Below are 14,430 nucleotides of genomic sequence, written 5' to 3' on the forward strand. Positions count from 1 at the left end.
AGCAAGCACCCATATGCACAGTCCGACGAGCAGCCACACGGGTCCCGGGGCCGCTGCGGCTGCTGCGCCGGCGCGCACGCCGGCCAAGCCAGCGGGCGCCGGCGGCGCCGTCAGCGTCCTGGTGATCGACCCCAATCCCGGCATGCGCGCCAGCCTGCACACAATGCTCACCAATGCCGGCATCGCCAACATCGAGTTCGCCGTCAGCGCCGGCAGCGCCATCCGCCAGCTGCTGCGGCGCCCCTACGACGTCGTGCTGTGCGAATACGACCTCGGTGGCGGCAGCGAAGCGCAGGATGGCCAGCACCTGCTGGAAGACCTGCGCCAGCACAAGCTGATCGCGCCGCAGTCGATTTTTATCATGCTCACCGCCGAAGCGGTGTACGGCAAGGTGGTCAGCGCCGCCGAACTGGCGCCCACCGATTATGTCCTCAAGCCCTGCACGGCAGACGTCCTCAGCCGCCGCATCGAACGGGCGCTCGACCGCCGCGCCGCGCTGCAGGCGGTGCACCAGCTCATCGACGGCGGCGATTTACGCGAAGCGCTGCGCCTGTGCGCCGCCGGCGAAATCGGCGCGCGCTACGGTGCCGATTTCGCCCGCCTGCGTGCCGAGCTGCACGCAGCGCTGGGCGACTTCGAGGGCGCCGCCAGCTGCTACCAGGCGATGCTCGCTGCCCATCCGAGCGGCTGGGCGCACCTCGGACTGGCGCGCACACGGGTGGCGCAGCAGCGCCACGCCGAAGCGCTGACCCTGCTCGACGCCCTGGTGGTCGACCAGCCGCGCCTGATGGCGGCGTACGATCTGCTGGCGCAGTGCCACAGCGCGCTCGCTGCGCCGCAACGGGCGCAGCAGGTGCTGCAAGATGCGCTGGCCATTTCGCCGCACCTGCTGCGGCGCCTGCGCACGCTGGGCGCGGTGGCGCTCGATGGCGGCGATGTGGCGCTGGCCGAAAAATCATTTCGCCAAGTGCTGGCGCGGGCGCGCTATTCGGAGTTCCGCGATCCCGAAGATCACCTCAACCTGGTACGCGCGCTGGTGCAAAAGGGCGACACCGAGCAGGCTGGCGCCGTCGTGCGCGACCTGGAAAAGGCGCTGCGCGCTGGCAGCGACGTCGACGCCTGCGCCGCCTGGGGCAGCGCCCTGCTGCTCGAAGCAGCTGGCAATGGCCTTGCCAGCGCCGCCGCGCTGGGCGCCGCCGTCGCCGCCGCCATCGACGCCGTCAGCCTGACGGCGCGCCTGAAAATCGGCCTGGCCCGTCACTGCCTGCGCCAGCGCCTGGACCGGCCGGCCTGCTCGCTGGTGCTATCGATGACGGCGGCGGCGCACGGCGCGCTGGCGGCAGCCGAGGCAGTGGCGATTTTTAGCGACGCCGGTCGCGCCGATCTGGCCGAGAGCATGGCGACGCAACTGGCACAGCAGGCGCAGGCGCTGGCCGACGTCGCCGCCACGCAGACCCGTGACGGCGACCTCAAAGGCGCCGTCCACAGCCTGCTCGAGGCGCGCTTGAAATCGCCCGCCAGCGTGGCGGTGACGGTGGCGGCGCTGGGCGCCATCCTGCGCCAGCTCGATGAACTGGGCTGGGACCACGCGCTCGCTGAGCGGGTGGCGGGGATGCTCGAGGCAGTGCGCCATGACGATGGCGCGCAGTTCAAAGCGCTGCAGGAGCAGCATGCACAGGTGCGGCGCAAATACGGTATTGCCATCGGATGATGTTATTCACGCAATCAAATACGGGACAGGTGCGGTCGCGCCAGCCCTGCTGCTTCGCTGGCACTTGCAGCACGGGCACTGGCAGCGCAAGGGTGGCTGTCCCATGTTGTTAAACCGCACGGCAGGCGCGAAAACGGCGCCGCCTGCCAATCGTACCGCCCCTGTCCGCGTTTTTAGCGAAAATACAAGATCGCGCACCGTGCGCCGCCACCTGGACCCGCATGAACTCTCTTTACACCGTCGCGCAATTGCGCGCCATCGAACACGCCGCCAGCGCCACCCTGCCCGCCGGCACCCTGATGCAGCGTGCCGGTCTGGCCGCCGCCCATGTCGCCCTGTCGCTGATCGCCGGCCTGCCGAAGGATCGGCGCAGCGTGCTGCTGCTGGCCGGACCAGGCAACAATGGCGGCGACGCCCTCGAAGCGGCCGCCAACCTGGCCCATACCAATGCCGGTGTCGACGTCGCCATCGTCTACCTGGCGCCGACCGCTCCTGCCTATCGCCCCTCGCCTGAAAGCAGCGCGGCACTGGCGCGTGCACGCGCCAGTGCCGCGCGTTTTATTGATGGCCTGCCCGAACGTGAGCCAGGCCTGGTGGTCGACGGCCTGTTCGGGATTGGCCTGGCGCGCCCCCTGGACGGTGCTGCGCGCGCACTGGTCGAGGCGCTCAACGAGCGCCACTGGCAAGTGCTGGCGCTCGACGTGCCCAGTGGTCTCGATGCCGACACCGGCACCGTGGTCGGCCCCGCCGGTGTCGCCGTCAACGCCAGCCGCACCCTCACCTTCATCGGCGACAAGCCGGGACTGCACACGCTGACGGGGCGCGATCACGCCGGCCAAGTGCAGCTCGAGCCGCTCGGCATCGACGCCGAAGCGCACGTGGCAGCCACCATTTGCCTCAATAACCCCGCGCTGTTCGCCGCCTACCTGCAGCCGCGCCGCCACGACAGCCACAAGGGCACCTTTGGCGACGTCATGATCGTCGGTGGCGCCCATGGCATGGCCGGCGCGCCGGTGCTGGCGGCGCGCTGCGCGCTGTATGCGGGGGCCGGACGGGTAATCGTCGCCGCCGTCGAGCCCGGCTGCGCTTTCGACAGCGTGCACCCCGAGATCATGTTTCGGCTGGCAGAAGCGCAAAACCTGGCGCGCACCAGCAACGAGGAAACCCTGGTGATCGGCCCCGGTCTGGGCGATTCGGCGCAGGCCATGGGGTTGCTGGCCGATGCACTGTCCGGCGACGCCACCATCGTGCTCGATGCCGACGGTCTCAATCTGGTCGCCGCCAGCGTCGATCTGGCGGCGCGCCTGAGCGCGCGCGCTGCCCGCGGCCACGCCACCGTGCTTACCCCGCACCCGCTGGAAGCGGCGCGCCTGCTGGGCGTCGGCACGGCCGACATCCAGCAGGACCGGCTGGCCTCGGCGCAGCGGCTGGCCGCGCGTTTTCAGGCGGTGGTGGTGCTCAAGGGCTCGGGCACTATCATTGCTGCGCCCGGCGAACGGACGGTGGTCAATGCAAATGGCAATCCGGGCCTGGCCACCGGTGGCAGCGGCGACACCCTCGCCGGCCTGTGCGGCGCCCTGCTGGCCCAGGGCTGGCCGGCGCGCCTGGCTGCCTGCGGCGCGGTGTGGCTGCACGGCGCCGCCGCCGACCGCCTGGTGGCACAGGGCAGCGGCCCGATCGGCCTGACGGCGGGCGAGATCCCGCCGGCGGTGCGGGCCGTGCTCAACGAGCAGGTCAAACTGGCCTCGCAGGTGCAGCGCAAGGCGGGCTATGCCGGCGTGGTGAACTAGCCCGCTTGGCTGACACCGCCAACCCGGTCGAGACACCAATATGAGCCACGATCATCACTTCAAGGATCCCCGGCAAACCTGGGATGCGCGTTACGGCGGTGACGATTTCCTGTTTGGCAAAGCGCCGAATGTATACCTGGCAGCCCAGCGCCATTTACTGGCGGCCGCGCAGTCGGCGCTGGCGGTGGCCGACGGTGAAGGCAGAAACAGCGTCTGGCTCGCCGAGCAGCAACTGCAGGTGGACGCTTTCGATATCTCGCCGGTGGCGCTGGCCAAGGCCGCCCGACTGGCGCGCCAGCGCGACGTTCGCGTTGCGCTGCAACTGGCCGACTGTGATGAATGGGAGTGGCACAGCCAGGCATATGATGTCGTCGTCGCCATCTTCGTGCAGTTTGCCGGCCCGGCGATGCGCCGCCGCCTGTTCGCCGGCATGGTCAGCACCCTCAAGCCTGGCGGCTATCTGATCGTCCAGGGCTATACGCCAAAGCAGCTCGACTACAACACCGGTGGCCCTGGCGTGCTCGAGCACCTCTACACCGCAGACATGATGCGCGCAGCCTTTGGCGCGCTCGACATCATCGAACTGCGGGAATACGAGACGGTACTGGGCGAAGGCGCACAGCATGCGGGGCCATCGGCCCTGCTGGGCATGGTGGCGCGCAAACCCGGCCCCTGAAGCGTGCGCTTATGCCGGTTCGACGATGCGGCCGGCCGCAATCGTGATGGTGCGGCCGCAGCGCGCCGCGATATCGCTGTCGTGGGTGACCAGTACCAGCGTCGAACCGCGTTCGCGATTGAGTTCGAACATCAGCGCAATGACTGCCTCGCCGGTGGCGGCATCGAGACTGCCGGTCGGTTCATCAGCAAACAGCAGCGGCGGCTCGGTGACAAAGGCGCGTGCCAGCGCAACGCGCTGCTGCTCGCCGCCCGACATGAACTTCGGATAATGCTTGAGGCGGCTGGCCAGCCCGACCCGGCCCAGCATCTCGGTGGCCTTGGCGCGCGCATTGTCGTCGCCGCGCAGTTCGAGTGGCAGCATGACATTTTCCAGTGCGCTCAAGTGGGTGAGCAGCTGGAACGACTGGAATACAAAACCCAGCTTGGCCATGCGCAGGCGCGCGCGGCCGTCTTCGTCGAGGGCGAAAATGTCGACGCCGTCGAGCAGCACGGTGCCGCTCGACGGGTTGTCAAGACCCGCCAGCAAACCGAGCAGGGTCGACTTGCCCGAGCCGGACGCACCCACGATAGCAAGCGTCTGCGCCGGTTGCACGGTAAAATCGACGCTGTGCAAGATGGTGAGCTCGCCGCTGGCGTCGGTCACCCGCTTCGATAACTGTCTCACTTCAATGGCCGGCGGCTGTAAAGCCTGGTCACTCAGCAACTGTTTAGAACCTTCAGGGATGTCGCGCATGCTGGTATTTTTCACTCGATGGATGGACGGCGCTTGTATGTCGCTGTTGCTGCTGGCGACCACGCTGGCGCCGGGGCTCGCCCATTCTGCACCAAAAACCGTGCTTGTGCTGGGCGATAGCCTGTCAGCGGAATATGGCCTGGCGCGCGGCGCCGGCTGGGTGGCGCTGATGGAAAGCAGGCTCAAGACCGAGCGCGTCGACGCCCTGGTCGTCAATGCCAGCATCAGCGGCGAGACCACCGCGGGCGGCAAAACCCGCCTGCCCGCCCTGCTCGGTGTGCATAAGCCGGCCTTGCTGGTGATCGAACTGGGCGCCAACGATGGTTTGCGCGGCTTGCCGGTGCCGGCTGCCGAAGCGAATTTGCGCGCCATGGTGGGCATGGCGCAACGCGCCCAGGCGCGTGTGCTGCTGGTCGGCATGCGCATGCCGCCCAATTACGGACGCGCCTACACCGACAGCTTTTTTGCCATGTACCAGCGGGTGGCGCGCGAACTGAAGGTGCAGCTGGTGCCCTTCATGCTGGCCGGGGTGGCGGAAAAGTCGGACTGGTTCCAGGCCGACCGCCTCCATCCAACGGCGCAGGCCCATCCCACCATCCTGGCAAACATCTACCCGACCTTGCTGCCGCTGCTAACAACGACTGCCCGTTAATCGTGCACCAGGCGCTGCGCCGAGCCGCACCACCACCACCATGAAAACCCGCGCCCCATGAAATACCCTGCAGTCCTGACCATCGCCGACGTCCTTGCCCAGCTGGGCCAGTACGACGCCATCATCGACGCCCGCAGCGAAGCCGAATTCGCCCTCGATCACATTCCTGGCGCCATCAACTGCCCCGTGCTCGATGACGCCGAACGGATTATCGTTGGCACCATGTACAAGCAGGTCAGTGCCTTCGAGGCGCGCAAGGTGGGCGCTGCCCTGGTCTCGCGCAACATCGCGCGCCACATCGAAACGCGCTTCGCCGACCAGCCGCGCGAGTGGAAGCCGCTGGTCTATTGCTGGCGCGGCGGCAACCGCAGCGGCTCACTGGCACTGGTGCTGGCCAAGATCGGCTGGCCCGTGATCCAGCTCGACGGTGGCTACAAGGCCTATCGGGCGGCCGTCAGTGCCGAGCTGGCGGCGCCGCCGGCGCTCGACTGGCGCGTCATTTGCGGTACCACCGGCAGTGGCAAGAGCCGCCTGCTGGAAGTGCTCGACAGCCTGGGCGCGCAAGTGCTCGACCTCGAGCAGCTTGCCGCGCACCGGGGCTCCGTGCTGGGGCACCTGCCCAGCCAGCCGCAGCCCGCCCAAAAAATGTTCGAGACGCGCGTGTGGGACAAGCTGCGCCACTTTGATCCGGCCCGTCCCGTATTCGTCGAATCGGAAAGCAAAAAAGTGGGCGACCTGCGGGTACCCGATGCCCTGATGACGGCGATGCGCGCATCGCCGTGCATATCGCTGAACCTGGCACGCCCGGGCCGCGTGCGCCTGCTGATGGAAGACTACCGCCATTTCACCGCCGAGCCCGCGCTGCTGAACACCCAGCTCGACTGCCTGGTCCAGCTGCACGGCCGCGCCCGCATCGACGGCTGGCATGCGCTGGCCAATGCGGGAGACATGCCGCAGCTGGTCGATGAATTGCTGGTCGACCATTACGACCCCGCCTACCTGCGTTCGATCGACCGCAATTTTGCCCAGTTCAAGCAGGCAGCACAGCTCGACCTGGCCGATATCGGCACTGCCGACTTTCTGGCGGCGGCGCACGCGCTCATTGCTGCCCACGATACGCCCGCGCCACTGCCGGCTGATAGCGTCCCGGCGCCATGATCCCTTGCGGGTCGAGCGCCTGCTTGATGCGTGCGGCCACCTGCCAGAACACATCGCCCTCGCCGTCGGCATCGGCATCGGCATCGGCATCGAGCTCGCTCATCGCTTCGACACCGACCCGGTACGGCAGGTAGCCGGCCGCCGTCACCGCTTCGAAGACGGCGCGCTGACAGGCGCGGGCGCGCGCCGTTTCGGCGGCGTCGGCACGATCGAATGCGATGGTCAGAACGGCGCACAGGGCCCGTTCATTGATCAGGCTAAACGTGATAAACAGATCAAAGCCGTGGCTGGCGAACAGCGGCGCCACCAGCGCCTGCACGGCCAGGGCGTCGGCACCGCGCATGGGCAGCATCGGTGACACCCACAGCAGTCCGCAACCGTCGAGCGCCGGATTGGCATTGCGCGGGAACTGCGCGGGCAGGCCGCCGCGACGGCGCCAGTAGGCCCCCGCCAGAAAACGGCCGTCCGGCTGCCCCTGCGCCAATGCCAGCAGGGAGCGGCCCAGCGCTACTTTGGCAGCGAGCGCCTGGCCGATACCAAACGGCCCCAGCAGACGTGCCAGACGGGCGCCGCCAGCGAGGGTGCGCTGGTCAAACAAGGTGGTGCGCGCGCCCACCGCCCGCAATGCCTTGCGCACGGCGGCGCGCCCGACCCTGACCTGGGCGGCGCTACCGTACAGGCAGCCAGAGGCGGTCCACGCCTGCGCCCCGCTGCTGGCGAGCAGTTGCGCACGCGCGGCGGGCGACAGGCAGCTGGCGTGGCGCTGCGCCGGGACGACGTCAGTGGCGAACGGAAACGTGGTGGCGCCCGACATCACCCGCAAGTCGTTGCCGATGTGGACCACGCTGCGCAGGGTGCCATCGAGCCGCAGGGGCCGTAAGGCCTCGACCAGCGCCGCAAGGTCTGCCTGGCGCTTGACGGTGGCAATAAACTGGCTGACGCAGGCGGCCGCCGGCATCAGCCACAGACCGAGTTCGACCACCACCCCCAGGTTCGACTGGGTAAACAAGCCATCGAGCGACGGCCCGATGCCAGCGCCAAACAGGTGGGTCACGCGCGACTGCGGGTAATGGCCAAAGCCGGTTCGCAGCACTTCGCCGCTGGCCAGCACGATCTGCATGCCGGCGATGTGCTGGACGCGGTTGCCATACGGAGAGTGACCAAAGCCGCGCTCGACGATATTGCCGATCAGGCTGGTATCCGCGCCAGCGCCCGTGCAATCGCACCACAGGTTAATGGCGTGCTCGCGCAAAAATTCGGCCAGCTGGCCCTGCGTCACGCCCGGCTCGATGACCGCGTAGGCAAGCTGCGGATCGACCTTGAGGATGCGGTTCATGCGCGCCAGCTCAACGATCAGCTGGCCATCGCCCACCGCGCAGGCATCGCCATAGCCCCAGTTATGGCCCGTGCTGATGGGATAAATGGCGACGCCGTAGCGCCCCGCCAGGGTAACGATGGCGATCACCTCGGTGCGCGAAGCGGGCCGCACCACCGCCACCGCCCGGCTGCCGGCGCCGGCCGTGCTGCTCTGGTAGCGGCGCAGGCTGGCGGCGTCGTCGAGTACGTGGGCGGCGCCGACAATGGCGCGCAGGCCTCCCAGCAGGCCGGCGGCGCTGGTCGTGTGCAGGTCATGTTCGGCCATGATCACTGCCGCTCGCGCCGCGCCAGCAGGCGCTGGCAGATTGCCGCTTCGTCGTCGGGCGAAAAGAAATACGGATAAAACGACCGTTCAGTCTGCTGCAAGTCGGTGCGGCCACCACACGCACGGATGTGCTCGCCCATGCTGTACAGCGACAGCCGCAGCAGCACTGCCGGGGCGCCCACCCGGCTGCACGCCAGCACCGGCCCGGCCTGCTCGAATCCCAGCATGCGCTGATAAAAGGCCAGGTGCCTGGGATGGACTTCAATGATGTAGTCGGAACAGGCCTGCAGCACATGCGCATACAGGTAAGAGACGTGGATCAGGCTGGCGAACACCCGCTTGCTGACGCCGCCGTCGATGGCCAGCCGCGACGGTTCGCACAGGCGCAAGCCCTGCCCCCGCAGCAGGTCGAGCTGCGGGCGAAAGTGGTCGTCGGCTGGCAGGCCGGCACAGCCATCGAGGCACAGCCCCATGGTGCCCACCACCACGCCGCCGCAGTCGGCAACCAGGGTGATGCCGCTGGCCGCAGCACGTGGCTGCTGCTCGGCAGCGTAGCCACGCCAGCTATACCTTTTGCGGATCAGGACGGCAGCATCGTGGTGGTGACTGGATGATTGGGCAAGGCGGATATAAAACACGTCCTGATCGGCGCCTGGCTGGCGGCGCGCCGCCGGCGCCGCGACCACGGCGCGCGCGCCGTCGTCACTGCCGCTGCCGATGCCATATAACGAGCAGCGGAAGGCGCTGGGCGCCGCGTGCACTGAACTGGTCGGTGGCCCGGCTGGCAGCATCGCACCGGGCCGACGCGGCATGCTAAAACTGGCAACGGCGGTGTCGTCGTGCATTGACGCGGCCTGCTGGGTGTCGGCTTGCATGGTGTCGTCTTGAATCGTGTTGTCTTGAATCGTGTCGTCTTGCATCATTAGAACGTTCTCCGCAAAGTAAAGGTCGGCGCCCGTACCACTGGCAATGATCAGACCAGCCGATATACGGCCGAGTTCCGCGCTTTGCCAGCAGCTTTGTGACTGAACAAACTGTGTTTTTCAACTGCAATAACTGATTTGACCGAACGCAGTGCGCGCGGGCACCGCCAATCGTGCGCAGCGCCACCGGCATACACTGCGTGGCTGCGCCGCCGTTCCAGCAAGCAGCGGCGGGCGAACAAAGTGGCTTTGCCGGAATCCACGCTGATGCGCATCCTCCACCTGCTCGACCATTCGCCACCGCGCGCCAGTGCCTACACACAGCGCACGATGGCGGTGCTGCGCCAGCAGCGCCGGCTGGGCTGGCAGACCTGCCATTTGACCGGGCCGCAGCAGGCGGCGCCGACCCGGCGGCGCGAGCACAGCGGCGCCGATCATTGGCATTTTTTTCGCACCCCACCAGCGGCTGGCAGATTCGAGCGCATGGCCCCTGCCGGCACCGTGCACTTGCTGGCGCGGCGGCTGCACCAGGTCGTGCTGCTGACCCGGCCGCAGCTGCTGCACGCCCACTCGCCGTTGGAAAACGGCCTGGCGGCGCTGCGCGTGGGCCGCCGCCACCGCTTGCCGGTGCTGTTCGAGGCACATGCACCGTCAGCATTTGCCGCCAGTGGCGCGATCTGGACCGCGCCACCCGCTGCAGTCGATGCGGGCGATGCTGCCGTCGCCTCTGCGGGCGCGCTGCGTTGCTTTGCCGCCCGCGCCCTCGAAGCGTGGACGGCGGCGCGCGCCGGCGCCGTCGTCACCAACAGCGACGGCATGCGCCTTCGCCTGCAACAGGGCGGCGTGGCCGCGCGTCACATCACGGTGGTGGCCGATGGCATTGAAATCGGACCTCTGCAGCGCACTGCAAGGGACCGCCTGATGCTCGGTGCCGATGCCGGCGCAGCTGCCCTGATTGGCCTGGCGCCGCAGGGGCCTGCCGCGCATGTCGAGGCCAGTGTCGAACTGGCGCTGGCGGCGCTGGGCTTGCTGCAACATAGCCATGCGGGGGCGCGCCTGCTGGTGGCATGCGAAGCGGGCCAGCTGCTGCCCCTGCACCAGCGAGTCGCCCGCCACGGCCTGGCGCACCTGGTCACCGCGCTGGTGCGCCGCCCTGGCAGCGAGGCGGGCCAGCAGCGCTTTGCGCTGGCGGTCGGTGCTGATCCGGTGGCAGCGCTGCACCGGCTGGCCGATATCGTGGTGGTTGCCGAGCGGCCCCACGCGGTGGCGCCAGCGTCACGCCAGCTGCTCGAAGCAATGGCACGCGGCTGCGTGATCGCCGCCAGCGATACCACTGCGCACCGCAGCGTGATCGAGGATGGCAATAGCGGCGTGCTGTTTGCGCCGGGGCACCCCGCCGCGCTCTGTCAGGCCTTGCAGCAATTGCTGCTGGGGCGTTCGCGCTGGCCAGCAATGGCTGCCAGCGCCCGCTGGTTCATCGAATATCACCGCAACTGGGAGCGCTGCGTGCGACGCTATGCTGCTGTGTATGAGGCGCTGCTGGCACGCCGGGCTTAGTCACTATGCGCCAGCCGCGCGGGCAAAGCAGCAGGCCAACGTTTGCCGGCGACAAATATTTACGCCACAAAATATTGATGAAGACCTTATCCGAGGCTGTGTCTGCCGGTTGTGCGGGCGCAAGTCCAGCGATGCCGCGCGGTGTTTAATTGTGCTGTCCGGGCCATGCTCGCGCCGGCCGCGCTCCTTTGGCCGCGCGGCGTCGGCAGCGCCGGCCCGGCAGGAGAGCCGCCATGAATGCCCCCTTTGAGCACGTGCCGCAGGTTGAACCGTTCTTCTTTGACGTCGCCCCTGGCACCCGCTTTTGCCTGTATCACGCGCCCAATCCGGCTGTCGCTGCGCGCGGCGCCATCCTGTATGTGCATCCGTTTGCCGAAGAGCTCAACCTGAGCCGGCGCATGGCGGCGCAGCAGGCGCGCGCCTTTGCAGCGCTGGGCTACGCGGTGCTGCAGATCGACCTGTTCGGCTGCGGCGACAGCTGCGGCGAGTTCAGCGCCGGCCGCTGGCCGCTGTGGCAGCACGATCTGCAGGTGGCCGCCAGTTGGCTCAGTGAGCGCCAGAACGGTCCCCTGTTGATCTGGGGCGTGCGGCTGGGCGCCTTGCTGGCCATCGACCTGGCCTGCAGTCGGGCGGTCGACGGCCTGATCCTGTGGCAGCCTTTGATCAGCGGGCGCACCTGCGTCAACCAGTTCTTGCGCCAGCAACTGGCGCTGCAGCCTTGCCAGCCCGAGGGTGCCGCCAGCGCACCCGACAGCCCGGGGCTGCACCGGGGCCCGGGCCTGGCAGCGCTGCGCGCCGAACTGGCTGCGCGCGGACGCATCACCGTGGCCGGCTATCAGCTTGAACTGGCGCTGGCGCGCGGCATCGAAGCGTGCGAGGCGATCCGTCTGCCGCTGTGCAGCTGTGCAGTCCACTGGTTCAGCAGCGCTGCCATGCCGCGCAGACTTGCAGCGCAGTGGGCCGCCAATGGCGTCACGCTGCATTACCACGCGGTCGAGGTGCTGCCATTCTGGGCCGATGCGGCGCGCCCGGAAAGTCCGTCGCTGCTGGCGGCAACGGCACACGCCCTTGCCGCGCCGCTGACCACGCCGCCATGAATTGCGATCAACGGGCGATTCGCTTCAGCTGCCTGGGCAGCAGCTTGGTCGGCATCATCGACCTGCCCGAACGGCCGCTGCCGCGCGCGCTGTTGATGGTCGCCACGCAGCGCCATTCACGACTGGGACCGCAGCGCCAGTTTGCCATGCTGGCGCGGGCGCTGGCGCGGCGCGGCTTTGCCGTCATGCGCTTTGACCGCCGCGGGGTGGGGGACAGCGAAGGCTGCGACTACAACGACAGCGACGTGCGCGCCGCCGTCCACGAGTTGTGCGAGCAGGTGCCGACGGTGCACGAAGTGCTGTTGCTGGCCGCGGGCAGCAGCGCCGCCATCGCCACCGCCAGCAGCTGCGCACGGCTCGATGCGCGCGTCTGCGCCCTGCTGCTGCTCGATCCGCGCCGGCGGGCGGGACGCCGCAGCAAGCAGGCGCTGTCAGCCGACAGCCCGGCGCCGGCGCCGGCCCCCATCGGCGCCGCCCTGTACTGGCGCCGCGCCGCGCTGCCGCGCCGTGGCGCCAGCGCGGCGGCGCGGCTGGCGGCGCTGGCCGCGCAGCTGTGCGCGTTTCCCGGCCGCGTGCTGATCATCGGCGCCGCCGACGATGCCGCCGCGCCCACCGAGTGGCGCCAGCTGCGCAGCCAGGTCGAGCGGCTCGGCGCCAGCGCCCGCGTGCAGTTCGTCGAACAGCCGTGCAGCGGCGCCGCCGACACCGACGCCGACACCGCCGCCAGCTGCGCCAGCTGGATTGCATCGTGGTGATGTGAAGGCGGCTGAGCGCCCTGTGCGAGTGTGGCGCGGCCCGGCACAGCCGTGCCAAATGGTCTATAGTGATGGCTCCCTTGACCTCACTACGCACCCCATGAAATTTGACGTCGCTATCGTCGGCAGTGGCCTCGCCGGCCTGTCGGTCGCCCTGCACCTGGCACAGACCCGCACCGTTGCCATCATTTCCAAACGCGCCCTGCTCGATGGCGCCAGCAACTGGGCGCAGGGCGGCATCGCCGCCGTGCTCGATTCCGGCGACAGCGTCGACGAACACGTCAACGACACCCTGATCGCCGGCGGCGGCCTGTGCGACGAAGCGGCCACCCGCACCATCATCGAACACAGTCGCGAAGCGATCGAATGGCTGATTGAACAGGGCGTGCCCTTCACCCGCGACGCCAGCGCCGAAATGGGCTTTCACCTGACCCGCGAGGGAGGCCACAGCCAGCGTCGCATCATTCACGCGGCCGACGCCACCGGCCACGCGGTGCAGGTCACGCTCGAGCAGAAAGTGCGGGCGCACCCCAACATCACGCTGTTCGAACAGCACTGCGCGATCGACGTCATCAGCTCGGACAAGCTGGCACCGGCACCGGCCAATGGCGCCACGCCGGCGCCGAGCACGCCGCGTTGCCTGGGCCTGTACGTCCAGGATGAAAAGACCGGCCAGGTACTCACTTTCGAAGCCGAGCACACGGTGCTGTGCACGGGCGGCGCCGGCAAGACGTATCTGTACACCACCAATCCCGATACCGCCACCGGCGACGGCATTGCCATGGCGTGGCGCGCCGGCTGCCGGGTGTCGAACATGGAATTCATCCAGTTTCATCCGACCTGCCTGTACCACCCGTTCGCCAAGTCCTTCCTGATCACCGAAGCGATTCGCGGCGAAGGCGGCCTGCTGCTGCTGCCGCCCGAGGCAGGCGCCGCCGGCGGCACCCGCTTCATGCCGGCCCACGACGAGCGCGGCGAACTGGCGCCACGCGACGTGGTGGCGCGCGCCATCGACTTCGAGATGAAAAAGCGCGGCATCGATTACGTCAACCTCGACATCAGCCACAAGTCGCCGGAATTTTTGATGGAGCACTTCCCCACCATCTACGCCCGCTGCCTCGAATACGGCATCGATATCACCAAGCAGCCGATCCCGGTGGTGCCGGCAGTGCACTTTACCTGCGGCGGCGTGGTCACCGATCTGGCCGGCCGCACCGATCTGGAAGGCTTGTATGCGGTCGGCGAGACCGCTTGCACCGGTCTGCATGGCGCCAACCGGCTGGCCAGCAATTCGTTGCTCGAATGCCTGGTGGTGGGCCGCGCCTGCGCCCGCTTTATCGCCGCCCAGGCGCCCATCGCCGTGCCGTCCCTGCCGCAGTGGGATGAAAGCCGCGTCACCAATGCCGATGAAGAAGTGGTCATCTCGCACAACTGGGATGAGCTGCGCCGCTTCATGTGGAATTATGTCGGCATCGTGCGCACCAACAAGCGCCTCGAACGCGCCCAGCACCGGATTGCCCTGCTCAAGGAAGAAATCGACGAGTACTACCGCAACTTCCGCATCACCCACGATTTGCTTGAGCTGCGCAACCTGGTCGATGTCGCTGAATTGATCGTCAAGAGCGCGCTGACCCGGCGCGAGAGCCGCGGCCTGCATTTCAGCCGCGATTATCCGGCCACCCTGCCGAAAGCGCTGCCGAGCATCCTGACGCCGCCGCGCCGTTAAGCGTCGCC

General features: G+C 68.2%; 12 protein-coding genes. 9 read left to right on the top strand and 3 right to left on the bottom strand.

Annotated elements, in window-relative coordinates; all coding sequences use genetic code 11:
• Positions 1-13 precede the first annotated feature (13 nt).
• The 3 genes from ACP7BZ_RS10310 (at position 14) to ACP7BZ_RS10320 (ending at position 4,177) form a co-directional block, all read left to right on the top strand.
• Positions 14-1,711 (top strand): response regulator, encoded by a 1,698-nt coding sequence (locus ACP7BZ_RS10310; protein WP_426112719.1) that lies wholly within the window; start codon positions 14-16, stop codon positions 1,709-1,711.
• Positions 1,712-1,932: 221 nt separating this feature from the next.
• Positions 1,933-3,501 (top strand): NAD(P)H-hydrate dehydratase, encoded by a 1,569-nt coding sequence (locus tag ACP7BZ_RS10315; RefSeq protein ID WP_426112721.1) that lies wholly within the window; start codon positions 1,933-1,935, stop codon positions 3,499-3,501.
• A gap of 40 nt (positions 3,502-3,541) precedes the next feature.
• Entirely contained in the window at positions 3,542-4,177 is a 636-nt protein-coding gene (locus ACP7BZ_RS10320; RefSeq protein WP_426112723.1) for a class I SAM-dependent methyltransferase, read from the top strand.
• 9 nt (positions 4,178-4,186) lie between these two features.
• Here the strand turns inward: ACP7BZ_RS10320 and ACP7BZ_RS10325 are convergent, their stop codons facing one another.
• Positions 4,187-4,912 carry an ABC transporter ATP-binding protein gene (locus tag ACP7BZ_RS10325; protein WP_426112725.1) on the bottom strand — a complete coding sequence of 242 codons (726 nt, stop codon included), beginning with the start codon at positions 4,910-4,912 and terminating at the stop codon, positions 4,187-4,189.
• Between the two features lie 37 nt (positions 4,913-4,949).
• Between ACP7BZ_RS10325 and ACP7BZ_RS10330 the strand changes: the two genes are divergently transcribed.
• Together ACP7BZ_RS10330 and mnmH are read left to right on the top strand one after the other, a co-directional pair.
• Entirely contained in the window at positions 4,950-5,564 is a 615-nt protein-coding gene (locus ACP7BZ_RS10330; protein WP_426112727.1) for an arylesterase, read from the top strand.
• Positions 5,565-5,621: 57 nt separating this feature from the next.
• Positions 5,622-6,722, top strand: a complete 1,101-nt coding sequence (gene mnmH / locus ACP7BZ_RS10335; RefSeq protein WP_426112729.1) for a tRNA 2-selenouridine(34) synthase MnmH — start codon at positions 5,622-5,624, stop codon at positions 6,720-6,722.
• Here the strand turns inward: mnmH and ACP7BZ_RS10340 are convergent.
• On the bottom strand, positions 6,664-8,364 hold the full coding sequence (locus ACP7BZ_RS10340; protein ID WP_426112731.1) for an FAD-binding oxidoreductase: 1,701 nt from the start codon (positions 8,362-8,364) through the stop codon (positions 6,664-6,666). The genes mnmH and ACP7BZ_RS10340 overlap by 59 nt on opposite strands.
• Positions 8,365-8,366: 2 nt before the next feature.
• Positions 8,367-9,287 carry an N-acyl amino acid synthase FeeM domain-containing protein gene (locus ACP7BZ_RS10345; protein ID WP_426112733.1) on the bottom strand — a complete coding sequence of 307 codons (921 nt, stop codon included), beginning with the start codon at positions 9,285-9,287 and terminating at the stop codon, positions 8,367-8,369.
• Positions 9,288-9,554: 267 nt separating this feature from the next.
• On the opposite strand from ACP7BZ_RS10345, the gene ACP7BZ_RS10350 reads away from it, so the two are divergent.
• The 4 genes from ACP7BZ_RS10350 (at position 9,555) to nadB (ending at position 14,422) form a co-directional block, all read left to right on the top strand.
• A complete protein-coding gene (locus tag ACP7BZ_RS10350; protein WP_426112735.1) occupies positions 9,555-10,844 on the top strand; it encodes a glycosyltransferase in 1,290 nt (429 codons plus the stop codon).
• 233 nt (positions 10,845-11,077) lie between these two features.
• The gene (locus ACP7BZ_RS10355; RefSeq protein ID WP_426112737.1) at positions 11,078-11,941 is read left to right on the top strand and encodes a hydrolase 2, exosortase A system-associated; all 864 of its coding nucleotides are present in this window, start codon (positions 11,078-11,080) and stop codon (positions 11,939-11,941) included.
• On the top strand, positions 11,938-12,696 hold the full coding sequence (locus tag ACP7BZ_RS10360) for an alpha/beta fold hydrolase (RefSeq protein WP_426112739.1): 759 nt from the start codon (positions 11,938-11,940) through the stop codon (positions 12,694-12,696). Before ACP7BZ_RS10355 ends, ACP7BZ_RS10360 begins: the two co-directional genes overlap by 4 nt.
• 100 nt (positions 12,697-12,796) lie before the next feature.
• Positions 12,797-14,422 (top strand): L-aspartate oxidase, encoded by a 1,626-nt coding sequence (nadB, locus tag ACP7BZ_RS10365; RefSeq protein WP_426112741.1) that lies wholly within the window; start codon positions 12,797-12,799, stop codon positions 14,420-14,422.
• The last annotated feature ends 8 nt before the right edge of the window (positions 14,423-14,430 follow it).

Source organism: Massilia sp. PWRC2 (genome assembly GCF_049896725.1).
Taxonomy (GTDB): Bacteria; Pseudomonadota; Gammaproteobacteria; order Burkholderiales; family Burkholderiaceae_D; genus JAFCUW01.